This is a genomic window from Methanospirillum hungatei JF-1, from assembly GCF_000013445.1.
Taxonomy (GTDB): domain Archaea; phylum Halobacteriota; class Methanomicrobia; order Methanomicrobiales; family Methanospirillaceae; genus Methanospirillum; species Methanospirillum hungatei.
Window position 1 is genome coordinate 2818195 of the sequence record NC_007796.1, and the last position, 21120, is coordinate 2839314.

Genomic DNA, 21120 nt, shown 5'->3' on the forward strand with positions numbered 1-21120 from the left:
AAGTGTACATATATATGGGATGATCGCTCCGACACATCAAATTGAACACATCGGCGGAATCCCATATATCTTTGAAACATTAAAAGAACTTCAAATCATACGAATTTTGAATGAGGTATATTCGCCTCACAGAAACTGGGTGGGTTTGCCGATTGGTGAAACGATTGCCATTTGGATCTGCTACTGCCTGACCGAAAATGATCATCGTATGTGTCCCTTGGAGAAGTGGGTTACTACCAAAAAAAATTTACTGGAAAAATTGATTGGTTTTCAATTTAGTCCAAAATGCTTTACTGATGACCATTTGGCTCGTATATTATCTCTATTGCACAATAATGAACTTTGGAACCGATTTGAATCTGAATTAAATCGTTCTACACTGCGTATATATGGTTTAACGGATGAAAACATCGTCCGTCTTGATATGACAACAGTAAACAGCAATGGAATTATCGATAAAAACGGATTAATACAATTTGGCAACTCAAAAGATGACGCCTCCCTCCCTCAAATAAAAATCGTACTTTCAGTGCTTGATGTGCTGGGTTTGCCCCTCACCGTTAGTGTAGTCCCTGGAAATTGTGCTGATGATCCTCTCTATATCCCTGCAATGGAAAAGGTGAAAAAATCTACGGGACAATCTGGATTACTTTTTGTGGGAGATTGCAAAATGGGTGCCATAGCAACTCGTTTGTATACGACTATCAATAATGACTTTTATTTATGCCCGTTATCAGAAGTCTCTCATCCTACTCAGGAAATTTATTCTGCAATCATAGCACATCAGGAGTCTAATCTTTCCTTCACACAAGTTTCACGATCGTACTATGATGGAAGCGATGCGATTATAGCCGAAGGATTTGAGAAAAAAATATCTCATTCAATGGAATATGAGGGGAAAATCATAACCTGGGAGGAACGGCTAATCTACGCAAAATCATTTGCTCATGCAAATAAATTCAGATTATCACTTGAAGAGCAAGTAAAAAAAGCTTTCTTTGAGATAAATTCAATGAATAAAAGAGGAAAGGGAAAGAAAATTTACCGAACAATCGAGGAAGCAAAAGAAAAAGTACATGCTATTCTTGGAGATAAGGGATTAACAGCGGTATTCGAAGTTGAGTATATCGAGCATATTAGTAATACTCCAAAACGAAAATACGGAAACAATCCCGCCAGAATTGAACAATCGACGAGAATTGAGGTTAAACCAACTATTAACTTGCAAGCCCTTCAACAAGCGCAGGAATTATCAGGATGGAGGGTATATGTAACAAATAAACCAGAAAATGAATTATCGATGCAAGATGTTGTTCTGACTTACCGTGATCAGTATATCATAGAGCATCAATTTCATCGGCTGAAGGGAAAGGCACTTTCACTTGCCCCAATGTTTATTCAACGAGATGACAGAATTGATGGTTTAGTGAAGTTTTTGACTATTGTAATGAGACCACTTGTTATTATTGAGAAAAAAGTCAGGGATTCGCTGAAAAGTAGAGGTCAGGGTTTGAGTGGTCTTTTCGAATATAATCCAACGAAAATAGTAAATAATCCTAAAACTGAAAGAATTATTGAGTTTTTCAAAGAGATTTATTTGTTAGTTTCATTTTATGGTGAACAGGTTTTTTACACAATTACTGGGATAAATCAAAAGCATCGAGAGATTTTAAATCTGATGAATGTTGATATTAGTGTTTATACTCAATTGGGATCAATTCAGGAATCTGAATTTAAGATCAGCGAACGGTGAGATCAGAATAAATTTTAATTAATTGCATTGGTAGGGGATAGATAATGAGATTTACAGGTCTTGAAGAATTGCTCAAAGCAGAGATAGGCGAAGATGAAAAACTGAAAATACTTGCTGCACAGTATATAGAACGCCTGAAAGAGCAGAAATTACTCCTGGATTCTACACGCATCCTCGGAGATACATCACTCAGTCTCAAGGATGCTATCCGCCGTGTCCTTCGGGATATCCCGGATGCATTCCAGTACCCTGAGATCTGTGAAGCATCTTTTGAATATACAACTCTATCTCAAGAAAGGGACATTCTCAGTCCGGCTGACGGTAAACAGAGGCGGACAGGCAAGTACGGTTTATAAACAGCGGTTAATAACCGTAATATAACTTTTTTCAGCAAAAAATCAGAGTTGTATAGAAGCAAGTGCTTCTTTTACTTTTGGTCTCCAGGATTCAAATGGCCGCTGATATATTTCAGCAGCTTTCTGATGATCGGGATCGTCATTATTCTTCTCAATCCGGTCCAGCGTAAGCCGGGCAGTATCCAGAATCCAGCAGTCAACCACAGTTTTATCAACGGCGGTAATAGATTCTGCCCTGATTGATACCAGGTTTCTGCCATCAGGGGCCTGAAACACCCCAGGCTTTCCAATAATGACTACATAGGATGGTGATTCGATCGATGAGATCTGATGAAGCGCTTCGGGTTGGTAGCTCCCGGCACTCACAAAAAAGATTCCGGTGGGATCCATGACCCTGATCTGATAAAAGACCGCCTCTCCTTCAGACTTCTTCTTTTCAGTCAGAGTTCCGGCGATGAATACACGATTACACCGTTCTCCAGTTGGAAGCAGTATATAGGTCGGGCTTTTGTCATCCGTCCCTTCTCTGAAATGATGGTGAGCTTCCCGAAGTTCTGCCGCAAAGACTCTTTTCGCTGACTCGCGTTCAAATCTTCGGTTTGCTGAGTTGTCACTCATGTGATCCACCCTCCGCACGGTTCATCAGTTCGGCCAGCATCCCAGCATCAAAAGCCTGAAATTCGCAATTATAGGCAACCAGGCGATTATCAAACACTTTGCCCCGGCAGATAAGATACCGCCCCAGAATCTGTTCATTGACATGATAAAATACGGTATCAAGACCAAGAGGGTTATTCTCTGCCATCTCCTGTGCCGTGATGAGGTTTAATCCGGTCAGTTCTTCAACACCCTCCCGTGAAATTATCGTATCATAGGTCTTCTGACCGTCATCAAGCCACCCTTTAACCCTGAGATCATAGATATAATTCGGCTGAATTTCATGGATCGGACAATAATTCTGCCTTGAGAGGACACGACCACATCCCTCAACCGGACATCGCTTGATAAGACCTGATCCTGGAGACAGGTGGACAAATGCCCCCTTTACTTCCTCATTCGGAGATCTCACCTGAATAGTGGCGCCTTCGTCTGGAAGAAGGGTTGCCCCGTTCAGGGTTACAGATAACCGGCCGTTGAACTCATCAACTGATGCATAATAGATACTATAGACCATGTCCGGTACCAGTCTCTGGGCCATATCATCCTTCCAGGTGACGAACCGGATAGTCCCCGACTCATCGCCCAAAAGGCCGCTCTGGAAGATGCGTTCTGAAGTATTTTCATATTCCTGGACAAGTTTTACCCGCAGACAGACGATTCCCGGCCCTGCCTGGGCGACCGGAATGATATTTGGTCTGATACTCCGGTCCTCCAGAAGTGGTGTCGCTGTACCAGGATTTATCTGCATGCTTAATGCCCCCCGGTACCGATCCACAACTGCCCCCTTTATTGCGTACCACTGATTTTCCATCAGGGGTTCTGCTCCCGGACTATTTCGGATGATAAACCTGACCGCTCCGGAATCATCAGCAAAAACACCCCGTTGAAGTATTTGATCAGAATATTGCTTCTCAATCGCCACTACCTTCCCCTCAACCAGGGCGACACCAGGTGATAATTCTCCAACCGGGGTCTTTTCGATGTCAGGCATTTCATCTCTGGATATGGGGGTGATTTTTGTCCCGCTATGAATTTTTATTGATAATTGCCCGTTAAACTCGTCTGATTCAACAAGATCCAGCCGGTACCAGTGCCCTTGTTCAAGGAGCGGAGCATTGGCAGAGGCCCAAACGGTGAACCGGATAGTACCTGAATTATCTGCAAATATTCCAGACTGTGCAATTGAAGGAGACCGGGGTGGAAAGATGGTTGTGACCTCACCTTCAACAGATATCCATTGTTTTGGTTTTATCTCTGATAGCGGTGTGATCACCGGTTCAGGAACAGAATCCGGAGAAAGTTCAGTTATGGTGGTTCCCGAATGAACTTTCAGACTTACCTGACCATTATATTCATCCGCTACCGCAGATTCGAGCCTGTACCATTTTCCCTGTTCCATGACCGGTGCATTTGCCTTTGCCCACACGGTAAACCGCATAGTCCCGCTTGAGTCCATTATTACCCCGCTTTGGGCTACTGATGGAGAGCGTGACGGGATTAAGGTAACTATCTGTCCTTCGACCGTTACCCATTGTTCGGCCTGGATCTCTGATATCGGTATTACAGAATCAGCATCCTGTTTTGACGGACCTGCTGATGGAAGTTCCATCCCAAATTGCCGGGCATAATCACCAATTATTGATCGTTCCGCTTCGGCTGGTGGGACAGAGAATTCTTCTACAAACCGGTTGATCTTTTCCTCAAGTTTTGCCCGGTCAATTGGATGACCTGCTGCTGCAAATTTTTCGGAGATCCTGTCTGCGATTTCTTTGAGTTCCATTTCATCTCCATAAGAAAGGTCAACAACAAGGGTATTTAAAGAAGACACCCGCGGGGTGAAAGTGAAAACATCAATAAATTATAGATATTTTAGAGAGTTTTGGAATATAAAGACTTTAATTCAAGTAAAGTGGCTTCAGGATTTCTCAAAAGATGGCTGGTTACCAATGGGTGGTGATTTAATAAACAGCGGGTGCATGCCCAGACCGGTGCCCGTTCAGATTTTAAAATCCAATCACCAAGGGTTGTATCTCCACACGGGTAGAGCGGACAGTAACACAGATCACATCGCTGCCCCTGATAATGACACGGATAATAGGGGCAATGCTCTTTCTCCCATAATACCCAGTGAGGTCCGCCGATACCTGAACGGATAAAAAATGAGGGCTTTTTCTTCTTCGTATCAGACTGGCGAAGCAGAGCTTTTGTTACACCTGTATACACTGTTTCATGAATCCGCTGTCCGGTTTCTGTTGCACTCCCTGCGTACCTGATGGTCCCCTGGCCTTCAGATGCGATGATGACCGCGTCAGTGACCGTTCCTGCAAAATCATAACCGGCATCACGAAGAGCGAGGACTTTTGCTTCGGTCGTAGTAATTACCGCATCGACCAGAGCCTGATCATGAAAATCCCGGGTCAGGACAATAATATTGATCGTCCCGGGAGCAGGATTTGGTACATCCTCCGATGCCGGTACTGATGACTGCACCGGATCAGGGTGGGTTATCCCTGCCGTTACAAAGACCATCATGGTATCCCAGGAAAGAATACAGAGCGTATTCATATCAACAGCCGTCAGAAGACCAGCAGTGTCCGTATATGAAAGACCCAGAGAATATGAGAGCAACTCCAGCTCCTTCTCCGGATCATGAGAAAAGTCGTTTTGAACCTGATGATTTATCAGCGTTGTACAATTTCGAATGCCACCATGAGGTCCGGAACTGCAGATTCGAAACTTCCCACGTACGATAAGGGAATTTGATCTGAGGAAATACCTCATGTGATGCTATAACGCTGACGGTCTTTTAATTCCTGTTGTTTGCCTGCATTCCAGCCGGACACGTCCTGCAGGTATCCGGTAACCCTGCTAATCTGCACAACGTCATGACATCCACATTCAGGGCAGACCGGTTCACCACAGAGCGGGCAGTATTCTATTGTTGCAGCAATCTCATGTGAACAGTCACAGTTGTCAAGGGGGCACATGATCTCCAGGTTCACATCACCGCAGACAGGACACGGACTTTCATCAACAATCAGGTGGCAGGTGTGACATTTATATCTTCGTTCACTTTCAGGGATCTCCTCCTTGCAGGAGTACTTCTCTGAAAGAGCCAGTTGTTCCTTGGTCCAGTTCATACTAAGTGATTGCCTTTCATTCCCTTAATGGATAGGGAAGATGAGGGTTCGTTCCGCGAAGACTTCTGAACTGTGCATATTGCTGCGCCGCACCGGCAGGATCTGCAGACTCGTAAATTGCTCTACCAACGATAATTCCATCCACGATTCCTGCTATTGCTGATGGATCCCCGCCCTGTGCACCAACACCGGGTGACAGGATCTTTCTGGTGCCGATGAGAGTGCGCAACATCTGTGTCCGTTCAGGTCGTGTAGCTGGAGCAATAATCCCATCCGCCCCGGTTTCGCAGACAAGTGCAGCAATCCGCTCGGCAATGCCCCCATGGAAAAAGTCTACCGCACCAGGATGGCTCATCTCAGTGACGACATAGCACTCTCCCCCATGATCATGAGCAGTATCTACACAGGCGAGCACAGAATCCCTGCCGACAAAGCCGTGACAGATAATTCCTGAAAACCCATGAGAAAAAACTTCCTCGGCGATAAGCCGGCTTGTATTAGGAATATCAGCCACCTTGAAATCGGCAATAAGGGGAAGTCCCCCGGCTGATAATTCGTCAGCTATCGTAAGACCTGCTGCCAGAACCAGGGGATAGCCTATCTTTATCGCATCCAGATATGGTCCAGTCTTCTCTGCAATCGACACCGCTGCATCACGGGTGCCTACATCCAGGGCAAGGATTACTTCGGTCATTTATTTCTCCAGAACTGCTGACATGATAAGTGGGAAGGTTATCGTTGCATCACCATACACCGTAACCGTCTGTGCATCCTCGTCAACCTTTCCCCAGGATCTGGCTTCATCAAGAGTCGCACCAGAGAGACCACCAAGATCAGGCCGGTCTCCGGTCAGTTGCACGGCATAGGTAAAACCTTTTGGTGTCATGAGCATGCTCTGGAGGATATAATTCTTCGGAACACCGCCTCCGACAAAGAACGCACCAGCGATGTCTGCTGAAAAACACCGGTCCATGATTTTATCCATGTCACCAAATGCGTCAACGACTATCTTGTGGGTCTGACGGTATAACCAGAACTGCAGCCCAATCATCGAGTCCTGAACTGCAGGACAAAACACCGGGATCTTCTTTCTGGCCGCCGTCGCAAGGATACCTGAATTGAGGTGAGAACCGATATGGGCAAGGAGATCCGTGATCGATATGACGGTACCATCAGGAATTTTTGAGAGGATGTCCTGCATAAACTCCTCAAATTTTATGAATGAATCATTCGGGAGATAGACATCATAAATCCGGTTAATCTCATCATGCCGCAGCTCAATATCGTTGCATTTCTCCGTTCCCCGGAAATGATGGCATCCGATTGCTTCTATAATATCATGAGTCAGGTTGGCACCGGTTGACACCAGAACATCAATGTATCCTGCTTCCATAAGGTCAGATACAATACCACCCATTCCAGCGGGAACCATCGCTCCGGCAAGACCAAAAAAGCGGGTTACCCGTTTATCCTGATACATCGTACCGGTTATGCTCACCGCCCGTGACAGGGCACCACCATTATACGCTCCAGCCTGCTCCATGGCACTGATGAGACTTTTTACTGTCATCCCAGGCTTAAGATGGACCTGTCGTACCGGCACATCACATTCCATACTATATGTATGGGTGGTCAACTCCCAAGTACCTGACGTGCGAGGAAATGCGATCCCACCAGGTGAAAATCAGCACCCCTTCTTCCGTGATGAGGGAAGGTAGGAAGGATGAGGCTCAACATAACCCCGGACAATAGGTCGTGAGAGATGACGTCGTGCTCCGGGGGGAACTTCGTACCAGCCTGAAGAGATGGTCCGCTTTTCAATGATGTGTTCAGGGTTGGTTGTGCGATTCCCGCACCGGCGGCATTTATACCCTTTTCCTGACCCTGCACTGGTCATCCGCTTCTGACATGCCGGGCAGATGGGTGCCCGTACTGATATATATGGTTCAGCAGAGAATACGTACATCTTCTCAAGGTTCAGGGTATTTTTCAGGTAACTCCCGGCCACCAGGATCTCATCACCAGGCCGTAATGATCGGACAATATCCCTGAATTTCTTCGTCGGTTCAAAGGCCATACAGTGAATCTGATGATCACAAATCTTGAGCGGGAAAATGACATGGCCGCCTTTTCCGGTTTTTGGTGTACCATGAACCCTGCCCCTGATCAGGTATGATATCCCTTCAGTCAGAAGGCTCCCTGCATAAAAGACCAGGTGTGCATCAGTCCCCTGGTTTGTCTTCCAGATACGAGCCAGATCCGCTCCTTCTGATCTGACCATCGACACTGCATGGGCTACAGAAAAGGGAGAGTCACCCCTGATACCAAATAACACCGGATCCGGTGTATGAGGGACACAGACCGGGCCTTTCATATCCGTATCCCAGGTATCCCAGGTGTGAGGACTGGTCTGTTCCTCTGATAATCGAAGACTCTCGGCGTCAACCTGACGGGGAGTATACAGCCGACCGGGATGCCGGTATGCCAGATACTCCCAGGTAAAATCTGGAAACTCACTACACACCGCAGCAGTCGCTCCAATAAGACCTCTCCCAAGTTTATACCCTAGAAATCGCAATGCATATCTGGCAAGGAAATCCCTGGCTTCATCAATCCTGCAATGACTCTGAACCGCTTTCCAGTAAAAATCAGCGGGTGGCTTTTGAAGACCGACCACAATACCGGGATGTGTATTCTCACAGGAGAGCGCAGCGAACTTTTCCACAAGACCTGATGCGATGCTGAATGCATAATCCGGATCGCCTCTGACACAAAGAGAGATCGCAGCATTTCCGCGTGTTTTATAGGGCACAGTCGGGTTGAGTCTGACCAGTCTGGAAGAAAATACCTTCATTCCTGACTTTTCAAGAATTGTGGCCAGCACTGCTCCAAGCCAGGTCGTACACATTCCATCCGGAGCATCCGTATCATCAAGGCCAATTAAAAACCAGGTGTTCGTCATCAGCTTTTCATCCGTATATTTCTGCAAATCTCATGCAAATCAGGGAGCATCCAGATTATCTGCTAATTATGAATCTGCGCACCAAATTCCTTATGTACAGGAATTATACAAGTACCTTCTACGGTACATGTCCCAGGATCGTCTGCTCCGTAATGTCATCAGTGTGATGATCATGGCAGGATATGAAGTATCCGAAGTTTTCGCAATGAGACCGAAGAGTTTTGACATCATTGCAGGAAATGGTGAACGGATAGTAGTCCTGAAAGTCATCTCACATATCGATAGCATTAGCGAAGAGAATGCACGGGATCTTGACAGAATCGCACGTAACCTTGACGGTACTCCCCTTATCGTCGGTGAACGGGCCCGTGATGCTGAACTTGAACGTGGCGCAGTATATGTCAGGTACGGAATATTCGCGATAAATTACCCGACCTTGCATGATTATTTTGTAGAAGATTCCCCCCCGCTCATTTATGCATCACCCGGTGGTCTGTATGTGAATATCAGCGGGGAACGGCTGCGTGAACTTCGTGAGACCAGAAGCCTCTCTCTCGGAGACCTGGGGCAGATTCTGGGTGTTTCCAGACGGACGGTGGCAAAATATGAGGCAGGCATGGGAACAACGATTGAGATAGCGCTGCGTATCGAAGAGACTTTTGACTCAGGAGTAATCGAGCCGATCGATCTCATTCAGTCAAAATCACAGTTCACAAAACCTGAAATGCCAGAGGTTCCGGAGGAGATACCGATTCAGGCTGCAATAGAAGAGATGGGTATGCATGTCCAGCCCATGTATCATGCACCATTTCAGGCCCTTGTCAGGTATGATTCACATACCATACTCACCGGATATGGATCGGCACAAAAAGTCGCACGACGTGCCGGGATCATTGGCAACATTTCTCAGGTGACGCGGACACATGCCATGTGTGTGATGACCGATGATCAGCGACAGCGCAGAATAGGCCGTACCCTGATGATTGGTGAGGATTCTCTTCTTTCTCTTGATGAGCCGGATGATCTCATCAATCTGATCCTAAACTGATATTTTTATATAGAACCACTAAACAACCTTATCCTACAACGTGGTGATATTTTATGGCTACACAACTTGGAGGACAGCCAATTCTCATCCTTAAAGAAGGAAGTTCCCGTACCCGCGGGCGCGATGCACAGGGCATGAACATCGCCGCAGCAAAGGCCGTTGCCAATGCAGTCCGGACTACACTCGGACCAAAAGGCATGGATAAGATGCTGGTCGATACCATCGGTGATGTCGTCATTACGAACGATGGTGTAACCATTCTCAAAGAGATGGACATCGAACATCCTGCTGCAAAGATGATGGTAGAGATCGCAAAGACCCAGGATGATGAGGTCGGCGATGGAACCACCACTGCAGTAGTTATCGCAGGAGAGCTCCTGAAACGCTCAGAAGAACTCCTTGAACAGGATGTTCACCCAACGGTTATCGCCCATGGATACCGGATGGCAGCTGAGAAGGCACAGGAACTTCTTCAGAAGATTGCCATTGATGTCAAGCCGAGAGATACAAAGATACTCAAGAAAATAGCCGAGACCGCAATGACCGGAAAGGGCGCAGAAGCAGCAAAAGAAAAATTCTGTGACCTTGTCGTCCAGGCAGTCACCATGGTTGCCGATGATGATGGAACGGTTGACACTGAAAATATCAAGATTGAGAAGAAAGTCGGTGGTTCAATCGAAGATTCAGAGATCGTCCTCGGAATGGTCATTGACAAGGAACGTGTCCACCCCGGCATGCCAGAAAAGGTCACCAAGGCAAAGATCATGCTCCTGAACGCTGCAGTCGAGTTCAAGAAGACTGAAGTTGACGCAGAGATCAGCATCACCAGCCCTGACCAGCTTCAGGCATTCCTTGATGAAGAAGAGCGGATGATCAAGTCCATCACCGACAAGATCATCAAGAGCGGTGCAAAAGTCCTCTTCTGTCAGAAGGGTATTGATGACATTGCCCAGCACTACCTTGCAAAAGCAGGTATCCTTGCAGTCCGCCGTGTCAAGAAGTCTGACATGGAGAAACTCAACCGTGCAACCGGTGCATCCATCATCTCCAGCATTGATGCAATCCAGGGATCTGAACTCGGATATGCAGGCTTGGTCGAGGAACGCAAGATCTCAGGCGAAGAGATGATCTTTGTCGAGGAATGCAAGAACCCCAAGGCTGTCTCCATTATCATTCACGGTGGAACTGAACATGTCGTTGCAGAACTTGACCGTGCTTTTGAAGATGCAATCCGTGTCGTCGGTGTTGTTCTTGAGGACAAGAAGTGTGTAGCCGGTGGCGGAGCTCCGGAGACTGAACTTTCGTTACGTCTTCGCGAGTATGCAGCAAGTGTAGGTGGCCGTGCTCAGCTCGCCATCGAAGCATTTGCAGCAGCCCTTGAGATCATCCCCCGCACTCTTGCAGAAAATGCCGGACTTGACCCGATTGATATGCTTGTCGAGCTCCGTGCAGCACATGAGAAGGGTCAGAAGACGGTCGGTCTCAATGTATTCGATGCAAAGCCATCAGATATGTACAAGGAAGGTGTTGTCGAGCCGCTCCGTGTCAAGACTCAGGCTATTGCAAGTGCAGCAGAAGCTGCAGTAATGATCCTGCGGATCGATGACATCATCGCTTCAGCAAAATCAGCAGCACCAGACATGCCACCAGGCGGAATGGGAGGCATGGGCGGCGGTATGGGTGGAATGGGCGATATGGGCATGGGTATGTAAATACCCCCATACCAACAAAACACTCACCCAAAAAAATTAAAATAATTACTCATGAAGGGATGACGACGTTTCTGTCGTCCCCGTCAGAATTTTTTTCACGTCTACCCAGATAATCAGTCTTTTTTCTGATTCATGTTCTTCTGAAGAACTTTCAGCCCTGATCCCTTCTTCTTCATCGAGTTTGATAATACCCTGAATATAATCGGTCAGGTGTTCATCTACTCCCTTAATATTGGTATCAATGGAATTCTCATCAATAGTGAGGACACTGTGAACCTCATCGACGATTACACCGACACTGGTATTTTCAAAGGCATCCGGAATAAGTACCATAATCTTCTGCTCTTCCCGCTTCTTAGCCGGTGTGATGCCAAGAAGATAATGCAGGTTTATAATGGTGGTAATCTCTCCCCGGAGGTTTAAGAGACCAGTAACATGGGAGGGAGCACGGGGTATTGGTGTTATTGGCAGCATCTCCACGATTTCACGTGCTATGCCGATATCCATGGCATATAATTCTCCCCCTAACTCAAATTCCAAAATATCTACAACCATACCTGAAGATTGATCTATTCTTCAGGGGTTTGAACTTTTGGGAATGCAAAATAATGACAATACGTGAACCCGAAAACAGTGATGAATGCTGACAGTAATTAATCAGGGAATGTGTAAATGCAGGAGAATAACACCTGCCTGTATGTGCTGAACCAAACCCCCCGGATATCTCATGCCTGATATGTTCACACAAGTTCCCTGACAATATTTCATTCTTTTATGGCCAATATATAAACCTTCGTTACTATTTTTTAAAAATACAGACCAGACATCGGATAATTGATCTTCCCCTATCAGATATGAAAACACAGAAAGGGGGTATTATTAGACTTAAAATTGCATTTAAATAATAAATTGAAATTTTTATGATGAAAGCATCTTTTTCAGAATATATAAGAATAGTATTATAAGTAACTTACAGATGATTCAAAACCTGACAATTTCCCTGATAACTGATAATACGCGCAGATAAACATAATAATTCAGATACACATAATGACTCTTACGGCACTAGATTCATACCATCTGAAAAGTTCAAAAAGGAACACTTTTCATCTTCACAGAGAAAGGAGTATTATTCATAATGATGACAGGGGCTATCTCAAAAGGGATGGATTATGGCTGGAAATCCAATTAAGGTATTATTTGTTGAGGACAATGAGGATCATGCCTTCCTAATTATTCATGAACTGAAAAAGGGAGGATATGATCCTACATTAAAACGGGTTGATACCATAGAAGATGTCAGGTCTTCTCTGGATTCAAATGAGTGGGATGTCGTTCTCTGTGATTACAGTCTGCCAGGGTTTAATGGTGTGGATGTTATTGAGGAGTACCGGAAAAGAAACCTTGATTACCCCTTTATTATCGTCTCAGGAGAGATTGGTGAAGATACTGCGGTCACCCTGATGAAACGCGGAGCACATGATTATGTGTTCAAAGGCAATCTCTCCCCGCTTGTTCCAGTCATCGAACGTGAAATCAGAGAGGCTGAAAACCGCCATAAAAGACGGGAGATTGAAGAACTGCAGCGTGCAGAGGCGATAAAATTCAGGGCTATGATCGACTCCTCGTATGATGCCATCACCCTCTTTGATAACGATACCCTTATTGAGTGCAATGCAACAACCCCGAAGATATTCAGGGTTCCTGACTCACAATCCATACTGGGAGCCTCAATATACTCACTCGCCCCTGAAAACCAGGCAGATGGTTCATCATCGAGAATCTTTTTTAACAAGGCTTTTACCGCTGCAAAACAGGGCATCCCCCAGGATCTTGAATGCATCCTGAACCGGTTTGATGGTACATCCTTTGATGTCGAACTTACCCTCACATTACTTACCCTCCCCGAAGGCCCGAGAATCCAGGCAACCTTCCGTGATATCAGCGAACGGAAAAGAGCAGAACGTGAGATGCATGACCAGATGGAGACTATCAAAGAACTCCAGCAGCAGGAGATGACCATGATCAATCAAAACCCGCTCCCCCTTCTGCTCATGGACCTGCAATTGCACATTCTGAAGGTGAACGCATCCTTCATTGAGATGAGCGGGTACACCGAACAGCAGCTCCTTTCCATGCGTGCCAATGATTTCAAGGTACTTGAAAAAACCGGTCAGGGGCTTCGTGATGCATTGAAGTCAAAAAAAGCAGTAACCGGCCAACTCATCGTGGAATTTCCGGCAGGCATTCACCATATTGAACAAGATATCATCCCACTTCTTGACAAGCACCACGAAGTTGTCAGTATCATGTCCACATACAAGGACAAGACAAACGAGATCAAAAAGGAACAGGAGATTCAGCGTATGATTAAGGAGGCAGAAGAGCATGCCAACCTCCTTGATCTTGCTGCAAAAGATATCGGTGAAGCGTTTGCCCTTGTTTCAAAGGGAGACATGACAACTGAAATATTAAAACGTGAGAATGATCCGCTCATTGCCGTAAAAGAGAACGCAAATAAGACCATTGCAGCCCTTCGGAAGGCATTGCAGGAGGTCAGCAGAGTTTCAACCAGTGTTTCGGAGAACATGGGGGAGATTAGTAAAGGATCATCTGACATCGCGAGGGCAACCCAGGCAGTTGCCAAAACAACCATGGAGTCTTCAGAAATTGGTAAGAACCTCATCGCCCACATGGAAGATATCACCAACAAAATCTCAAACCTCTCCGCCTCGAATGAAGAGATCACAAGTACTAGCCAGGAGGTTCTCCGTCATGCCAGAGATGTCGCAACACGGGGAAATGAGGCACAGACTCTTGGTAATGAAGCAAACAACAAGATGAGTCTGGTGATGAAGATAGCACAGGAGAGTGTTGAGGATATTGATGAACTCAACTCGCAGATTCGGGAGATCAATAAGATCGTCAAGATGATCAATGACATTGCCGGACAGATCAATCTGCTTGCCCTGAATGCTGCAATCGAAGCTGCACGGGCAGGAGATGCGGGAAGAGGGTTTGCGGTTGTTGCCGGTGAAGTCAAGAACCTGGCCGCTGATGCACGGAAAGCAACCGACCATATCGGCGATGTTATAACCGCCATTCAGAGAAGCAGTGAGAAGACATCAACGGCGATCCGATCTTCCCACTCCGAGATTGCTGTCGGCGTGGAAAGTGTGAACAAGACCATAGAGTCACTCAATATTATGGTCAGCGGGGCATCAGAAGTGACCAGGGACATGGGAGAGATTGTCAGAGCGATAGAAGATCAGGCAAATATTGCCACAGCCATCGTTAACACTGCCCAGGAAGGGATCAGTCTGACAAGTGAGAACCTTACCCAGATAGAAGAACTCTCCGCTCTTGCAGAATCAGTCAGTGCCTCAGTCCAGGAGATCAACAGTGCTATTATTGAAGTCGAAGGATTGTCCGGAGAACTCCGGACCCAGATTCAGGCCTTTAAAATATAATTAAAAAAAGTTCTGGGTGGCATAATAATATTCACCATCAAATGCCACCCCAATTCCGATTTTTTCGTGAGCGGGGAGGAGAAGTGCCTCTTTATGCGGCGGGCTGTCCATAAAGGATTCAATGGCCACCTGTGCAATCTCATAGGGGTCATCATTTCTGATCTCCCCAAATCCGTACACATCCTTCTCAACCGGGATCTTCACAATATTCTCTCCAATTCCGTAAAACGATGTCCCGTCCGGCAGCGTCCGGGACTGATCATAATGATGGCGATCTGCACGATCTGCAGGGTCCTCACCATCCGGATTGGTATGATCAAAAAAGCCCCTGTGAGCCATATCTTTGCTGTGCTCGAGAGCGATCACATCCAGAGCGGTGTCACGGGTAAGTGAAGGCAGGTCCCGGAGGGCCCGTTCATCATTCGAGAGAACAAGAATAATCTCTGCAATCTTTTCATTGAACCAGTCCTGTGGCCGGGTATATGTCTTCCCAATGGTAACGGTCCCCTGTGAAATGACATCATTCTCAGGATGGGGATCAGGAGTAAGGGAAAAACCCGGTCCCAGAATTGCCCCTGCGATATACTCCCCCGGAGGAATGGTATCTGGCACAGTTGCCAGGAGTTCACGATGGGCAGTCTCTCCAGGCCTGAGGAATGAGAAATGCACCGATCCCAACTCATAATCAGCCGGTGTAATTTTTTCATCGGAAGAGAGATAAAAAGTCACTTTTCTGCTCATCGAGATCATCTGACCATAATTGACTGCTGTCACACTTCCAAAAACGGAAGAGCCTGGAGCAGCAGAGGGTTGAACATCGATTGAAAGCAGTCCGATATCTGCTGCTTTTTCTTCTCCGGCCACAAAACACGGGATAGTAAGAAGCAGAACACAGATGAGGAAAAAACGAAATATCAGTATGAAATCACCCATAAAAACCTGAAGAGTTTGCTGAAATATTGTCTGATCTCACCATCATTAGTGTTTCTGGTCTCTTAAAACCGAAACCACCGCATCATCACAATGGCATCTTCTGTGTCGGCATAATACCCGCAGATCTGAAACACCGGTTCGTACCCGAGTTTTGTGTAAAACTGGATGGCAGAGGTGTTTGAGACTCTGACTTCGAGCTGCATGGCTGTTGCTTTCTGAATCATTGCAGCCTGCTCAGCTCTCCTTACCAACGTCTTGCCAATACCCCGATTTCTCATATCAGGACTGACAGCAAGACTACAGATATGCCCATACCGCTCCTCACCGGTGTCCTCAACACCACAAATGATATATCCACATATTGTGCCTTCCAATTCGGCAATGAAAACCGTATCTGAAAAGGTTGTGATGGCTTCCTCAAGTGTCTCACGCGCCCAGGGGTCAGGAAAAGAATTCCGTTCTATCCCCTGTACTGCTGTAATATCCGCCAAAGCCATCTTTCGTATCCGGAGACCTCTTTCCTGCATCAAAGCCTGTACTTATCTGTCAGTGTTATCATATAGAAACAAGGGAATATAGGTAAGAACACCTGGTGTCTTATGGTTCATGTATATCCATTTCAAGCAGTGCGGCCTGCTCCTGGAAAGGCAGAAGAGATTGCTGCCGTCCCGTATGACGTCGTGAGTGCCGAAGAAGCACGGGAGATAATTGAGAAGAATCCACTCAGTTTTCTGCGGATAAGCAGAGCAGATGCACTTCTCCCTGACAAAGACCCGTATTCAGCGGAAGTATATAAACTTTCACGGGATATATTTGATGAATACTGCAATTCCGGCCTGTTTGTCCAGGATGAGACGGCTGCAATGTATGTGTACCGGGTTCATGACGCCGGCAGAACATATACCGGCATTGCCTGCTGTGCTGATACCAGGGAGTATGAGAGTGGTGAGATCCGCCGGCATGAACTGACCAGATATGACAAGGAGGAAGATCGGACCAGGCATATTGATGCCATGAATGCCAACACCGGTCCGGTTGTCCTTCTTCACGGCTCTCATGCTGAGATAAAAGCGATCCTGAAGAAGTCCACTGAAAACCGTGAACCAGATATGGTGGCACATGCCGCTAACGGAAGTGTCCATGAAATTTTTGCTATAAGGGATGAAGCCGTTCTTACCCGGCTTCATGAGATTTTTGTCTCAATCCCGGCACTCTATATTGCTGACGGGCATCACCGGTGTAAATCAGCAGTCAATATTGTTGAGAAGAGATCAGAGGGAGGTGTAAAGGTCCCTGAGGAGACCCATCACGTTTTGTCTGTTATCTTTGCCGAGGATGAGGTAAAAGTTCACGGGTACAGCAGATTACTTACTGATCTTGCACCCCTGACACCAGATAATTTTCTTAAAAAAATATCCGATATTGCACATGTCACCCCCTATGGTGATGCAGACCGGTCCCAGTTTACCCTGACACCAAAGATTGGCGGAGAAGGCGATCATGTATTCCACCTGTACCTCAAGGGAAAATGGTATGAATGTGTGATCCCCCGCAACCCGAAGATTACCGATATCAGGGCGCTGGATGTGAGTGTGCTTCAGGAACAGATCCTGATCCCATTCCTTGGCATCACGGATCCGAGAGGGGATCCACGGCTTCAGTACCTTGGTGGTGCCCGCCCGGTTCGTGACCTGATGATAAAAGTAGACAGCGGTGAGTATGCAGCGGCAATCGCGATGCAACCGGTCGATGTAAGAACCGTCTTTTCTATCGCCGATGCAGGGGGAATCATGCCACCAAAATCGACATGGTTTGAACCAAAACTCCTAAGCGGACTACTTGTCCACTTACTTGAATAAAAATTTAGAAGTTTTATCAGATTTCCGCTGCCTTGATGGTATAGGCGGTTGGCGGAACCGGGATTGTGATGTTCAGGTCATCCGGAGCCGTGACATCGGTTGCAGATGCGATAAATCCATCATATTCTGAGGTTTTTATACCTGCAATTACCATATCCTGACCGGTATATGATCGTGCAGTCAAATGATAATTCCCACTGCCCCGCTTCCCATAAATCTTTACATAGTAGAGTTTCTGTTCATCCGGATGTGATATTCCGACATATGCATTACTTCCAAGCCCAGTATCTGCAGTGATTGCAACACAGGGTTTGTATTTCGGATTGCATGCTTCATAGACATACAGATCAAGATCCGGACCACAGTTCCTGGTTGTGAACATATCAACATCAGACCTGCTCTGCATCAGGGGAGCACTGTCATCACAGGGGCCGGAAAGCACCCATTCAACAAATGAACGGTTACCGGTGAGCCGGTATGCAAATGTCTTTGATTCGCCTGCATTTAAAAATCCGGTCTGCAGGTTATCCCGGTACACCATGGCCGGAGCACAATCAGCCATATTATAGCAGGGTCCGCCATAACAGGAGGTCGTTATCGGACATTCCTTGTCTATCGCAAGAGTATATTCTGCAAACCCTTTCATTGATTCGACAACGACAAACCACTCCCCGGACTCAAGATGTATCTTCTGTGATGATGCTGGTGACAGGGTACTCACATCTGCATTCCTGGTCACATGAATCGCAGAAGGTACCCAGGTACTTGAGGCTTTTTTGGCATACATGGAAAATTCACTCCCCTGGTCCCCGGATAGCGTGAGGGTTGCGGTGCAGGGAACATTGATGGTATACATCTTATTCTGTCCTGCATACAGGGCATTGGAAAATGATTCGGATGACGCCCCACTTACCAGACAGGGCAGAGAGATTAAGGCAAAAACGAAAAGTAAAATGTACCAATTTTTCTGATATTTCATAGATGACCCATCCAGCTCTTCCTGTGTGATCTTGAGCATGATGGTAATGAATCTTACCAATTAAAGATCAGAAAAAAGGAAATTTATTGATCTGAAACCTGCACAAATTCAGCCGTGGGAGCCTGAACTGACGAAGATACTGCTGTATCTAATCCGGATCCGCTCCCGGCACTCGAATATGCAACGGTAGATGATGTTGCCACAACCGGTGCTGATGCCACAATAATCGGCGTATCTCCAAAGCACTTGTAACTGTTCATCCGTAAATTATAGGTTCCACTGCCGCTGCGTGCATATACCATCACATAGTAGGTTGAACCACGTTGCGGGTTTGAGATGGACACATAGGCATTCGGACCGTTTGCGTAGTAATTGGTATTACAATACGAGTACTGTGGATTACAGTCCTTAAATACATAGATGTCAAAGTTCGGGTTGAAACCGCTACCGCTGAAGACCTGTCCGGCCATGGAAGAGACGATGATCGGGGTCGGACCGCTGCCTGATCCGGTCAGGATCCATTCGATCTGTGACCGCCCATCGGTCGGGATGTAGTATCCATAGACTGCTGCTTGTCCCGGATACAGGAATCCTGAACGATCAACGGTCTTATAGGGACTGCATGGTCCGGGAACCGGAACCGGTACTGGTGGAGATGGCGGAATAGGTCCTGGCGGGAAGCAGTTGCTGTCTGCTGTCACATATGCTGTTCCACTGCCAGACCGTGCATACACCACAACGCACCAGAGTCCCTGATCCAGGTACACGGTTGCACTGCCACCAAGGCCGCTGCTGTAGGCATACGTGTCATAATGACTCATGATGTAATTATTCGAGGGGCAGGTTCCGGGAGAACCATAGTTCTTCATTGCATAAATGTCAAATGCTGCACCATAGGGTGACTGAACCGTTACCTGGGTCCCGCAATATCCGGATACCCCGATCTCATGCATTGCTGCAGAGCCCTGCCAGAGCCGGTATGACTTTGGAAAGTCGGTCGTATATGCACTTGCAGATGATACAATCAGGGCACAGGCGATGAGTATCAATAGGGCTGCTCCGGTATACCAAATTTTTTTCATAATAACACACTCCTCAAGGTAGTTACCTTGCTTTGTTTTCTACTAGCGTGCAGGATATGATAATCCTTTTGAGTTGAGAGATGTTCCGATAATTCCGGAACAAAAAAAAGAATTCCGGAAGTTAATCCAGCTCTATCATTCTGAAATTACAATCTCTGCTGAAGGTGCTGATACTTCTGAACCTGAACCAGTGTCATCTGATGCTGCAGAGGCGGTAGACATGGTTGCATCCATTCCCGCAGATGCCACAATGATGGGTGTTGAGCCACTGCACTTGTAGCTGTTCATCTTGAGGTTATAGGTTCCACTGCCGCTGCGGGCATAGACCATCACATAGTAGGTTGAGCCACTGGAGGGTGGAGCGACCGATACATAGGCGTTCGGGCCATAGGAGTAGTACCTGGTATTACAGTATGAGTTCTTTGGATTGCAGTCCTTGAAGACATACAGGTCAAAGGTGCTGCCTCCATAGGAGCTGCTCTCAACAGACTGTCCTGCAGATGCCACAATAATCGGGGTGCTGCCACCACCTGAAGAGGTCATGGACCACTCGATCTTGGATCTTCCGTCAGTCGGGATGTAATATCCATACACTGCTGCCTGACCCTGGTTTAAGAATCCTGTTCTGGTATCTGACTTATAGATCCCACAGGGGGTCGGGTAAGGAGTCGGATACGGGGTCGGATATGGACAGTTTGATGTAACCCGCAGGGAATACGAACCACTGCCAGAGTAGCCATACACAACCAGGCACCAGGTTCCAGCCTCAAGGGTCATGGTTGCAGTCCCGCTGTAACCGTATGCAACCTTGTCATAGTTATACAGGATTGAACTTGGTGAGGGGCAGGATCCATATCCCCACTTCTTCTTTGCATAGAGATCAAACCGGGCACCATAGCTGGAGACCACGGTTGCCGTTCCCGGGCAGTTTAAGGTGACTTCGTATACCTGTGACGTCTGGCCCTGCCAGAGTGAGGCCTGCTGTTCACTCAGAACACTCATTTCTTCCGCTGAGGCTGGTACTGCCACCAGAGCACATATGATAAGCATCAGACAGGTGATGCCAATTTTCCAGAAGGTTCTCATCATTCCACTCCTCAAGGCGTATTGCCTTGTGATGAAACATACTCTCATATGTGACCTTATAAGGCTTGTTGTCAGGAAAT

Annotated in this window: 19 protein-coding genes; 6 read left to right on the forward strand and 13 right to left on the reverse strand. The window is 46.7% G+C overall.

The annotated features are described in order from the left end of the window. Nucleotides 1–19: 19 nt before the first annotated feature. Complete coding sequence (locus tag MHUN_RS13240) at nucleotides 20–1753, forward strand: IS1634-like element ISMhu4 family transposase (protein ID WP_011447340.1); 1734 nt, start codon at nucleotides 20–22, stop codon at nucleotides 1751–1753. Nucleotides 1754–1797: 44 nt separating this feature from the next. After that, a complete protein-coding gene (locus MHUN_RS13245; protein WP_011449496.1) occupies nucleotides 1798–2109 on the forward strand; it encodes a hypothetical protein in 312 nt (103 codons plus the stop codon). Between the two features lie 42 nt (nucleotides 2110–2151). Here the strand turns inward: MHUN_RS13245 and MHUN_RS13250 are convergent, their stop codons facing one another. The 7 genes from MHUN_RS13250 to MHUN_RS13285 all read right to left on the reverse strand — a co-directional run bounded on the left by MHUN_RS13250 (nucleotide 2152) and on the right by MHUN_RS13285 (nucleotide 8898). Then, nucleotides 2152–2727: an RPA family protein gene (locus MHUN_RS13250; protein WP_011449497.1), complete on the reverse strand. Its 576-nt coding sequence runs from the start codon at nucleotides 2725–2727 to the stop codon at nucleotides 2152–2154. Continuing rightward, nucleotides 2720–4549: a nucleic acid-binding, OB-fold, tRNA/helicase-type gene (locus MHUN_RS17730; RefSeq protein ID WP_011449498.1), complete on the reverse strand. Its 1830-nt coding sequence runs from the start codon at nucleotides 4547–4549 to the stop codon at nucleotides 2720–2722. Before MHUN_RS17730 ends, MHUN_RS13250 begins: the two co-directional genes overlap by 8 nt. Before the next feature lie 89 nt (nucleotides 4550–4638). Beyond that, entirely contained in the window at nucleotides 4639–5550 is a 912-nt protein-coding gene (locus MHUN_RS13265; protein WP_011449499.1) for an adenosylcobinamide amidohydrolase, read from the reverse strand. Continuing rightward, nucleotides 5547–5909 carry an anaerobic ribonucleoside-triphosphate reductase gene (gene nrdD / locus MHUN_RS13270; RefSeq protein WP_011449500.1) on the reverse strand — a complete coding sequence of 121 codons (363 nt, stop codon included), beginning with the start codon at nucleotides 5907–5909 and terminating at the stop codon, nucleotides 5547–5549. The genes MHUN_RS13265 and nrdD overlap by 4 nt, the downstream gene beginning before the upstream one ends. Nucleotides 5910–5925: 16 nt before the next feature. Next, on the reverse strand, nucleotides 5926–6603 hold the full coding sequence (gene pyrF / locus MHUN_RS13275; protein ID WP_011449501.1) for an orotidine-5'-phosphate decarboxylase: 678 nt from the start codon (nucleotides 6601–6603) through the stop codon (nucleotides 5926–5928). Next, on the reverse strand, nucleotides 6604–7524 hold the full coding sequence (locus tag MHUN_RS13280) for a deoxyhypusine synthase (protein WP_011449502.1): 921 nt from the start codon (nucleotides 7522–7524) through the stop codon (nucleotides 6604–6606). 69 nt (nucleotides 7525–7593) lie between these two features. Beyond that, complete coding sequence (locus MHUN_RS13285) at nucleotides 7594–8898, reverse strand: tRNA(Ile)(2)-agmatinylcytidine synthase (protein ID WP_239441531.1); 1305 nt, start codon at nucleotides 8896–8898, stop codon at nucleotides 7594–7596. A gap of 100 nt (nucleotides 8899–8998) precedes the next feature. Here MHUN_RS13285 and MHUN_RS13290 point away from each other — a divergent pair, with 100 nt between their 5' ends. After that, nucleotides 8999–9919 carry a transcriptional regulator gene (locus MHUN_RS13290; RefSeq protein ID WP_011449504.1) on the forward strand — a complete coding sequence of 307 codons (921 nt, stop codon included), beginning with the start codon at nucleotides 8999–9001 and terminating at the stop codon, nucleotides 9917–9919. A 53-nt stretch (nucleotides 9920–9972) separates the two neighbouring features. Further along, on the forward strand, nucleotides 9973–11631 hold the full coding sequence (gene thsA / locus MHUN_RS13295; RefSeq protein WP_011449505.1) for a thermosome subunit alpha: 1659 nt from the start codon (nucleotides 9973–9975) through the stop codon (nucleotides 11629–11631). 45 nt (nucleotides 11632–11676) lie between these two features. On the opposite strand, the gene MHUN_RS13300 is transcribed toward thsA, so the two are convergent. Next, nucleotides 11677–12186: a chemotaxis protein CheW gene (locus MHUN_RS13300; protein WP_011449506.1), complete on the reverse strand. Its 510-nt coding sequence runs from the start codon at nucleotides 12184–12186 to the stop codon at nucleotides 11677–11679. A 617-nt stretch (nucleotides 12187–12803) separates the two neighbouring features. Between MHUN_RS13300 and MHUN_RS13305 the strand changes: the two genes are divergently transcribed. Beyond that, complete coding sequence (locus MHUN_RS13305; RefSeq protein ID WP_011449507.1) at nucleotides 12804–15101, forward strand: methyl-accepting chemotaxis protein; 2298 nt, start codon at nucleotides 12804–12806, stop codon at nucleotides 15099–15101. Here the strand turns inward: MHUN_RS13305 and MHUN_RS17735 are convergent, their stop codons facing one another. Together MHUN_RS17735 and rimI are read right to left on the reverse strand one after the other, a co-directional pair. Then, nucleotides 15102–16034, reverse strand: coding sequence for a CAP domain-containing protein (locus MHUN_RS17735; RefSeq protein WP_011449508.1), 933 nt, complete (start codon nucleotides 16032–16034; stop codon nucleotides 15102–15104). It abuts the gene before it with no gap. 62 nt (nucleotides 16035–16096) lie between these two features. Continuing rightward, nucleotides 16097–16561, reverse strand: a complete 465-nt coding sequence (rimI, locus tag MHUN_RS13315; protein WP_011449509.1) for a ribosomal protein S18-alanine N-acetyltransferase — start codon at nucleotides 16559–16561, stop codon at nucleotides 16097–16099. 72 nt (nucleotides 16562–16633) lie between these two features. Here rimI and MHUN_RS13320 point away from each other — a divergent pair, with 72 nt between their 5' ends. Next, on the forward strand, nucleotides 16634–17893 hold the full coding sequence (locus tag MHUN_RS13320; protein WP_011449510.1) for a DUF1015 domain-containing protein: 1260 nt from the start codon (nucleotides 16634–16636) through the stop codon (nucleotides 17891–17893). 16 nt (nucleotides 17894–17909) lie between these two features. On the opposite strand, the gene MHUN_RS13325 is transcribed toward MHUN_RS13320, so the two are convergent. The 3 genes from MHUN_RS13325 to MHUN_RS13335 form a co-directional block, all read right to left on the reverse strand. Continuing rightward, nucleotides 17910–18911 carry a hypothetical protein gene (locus tag MHUN_RS13325; RefSeq protein WP_048067543.1) on the reverse strand — a complete coding sequence of 334 codons (1002 nt, stop codon included), beginning with the start codon at nucleotides 18909–18911 and terminating at the stop codon, nucleotides 17910–17912. A gap of 44 nt (nucleotides 18912–18955) precedes the next feature. Next, the gene (locus MHUN_RS13330; protein WP_011449512.1) at nucleotides 18956–19954 is read right to left on the reverse strand and encodes a hypothetical protein; all 999 of its coding nucleotides are present in this window, start codon (nucleotides 19952–19954) and stop codon (nucleotides 18956–18958) included. 135 nt (nucleotides 19955–20089) lie between these two features. Further along, entirely contained in the window at nucleotides 20090–21043 is a 954-nt protein-coding gene (locus MHUN_RS13335; protein ID WP_011449513.1) for a PPC domain-containing protein, read from the reverse strand. Between the last annotated feature and the right edge of the window lie 77 nt (nucleotides 21044–21120).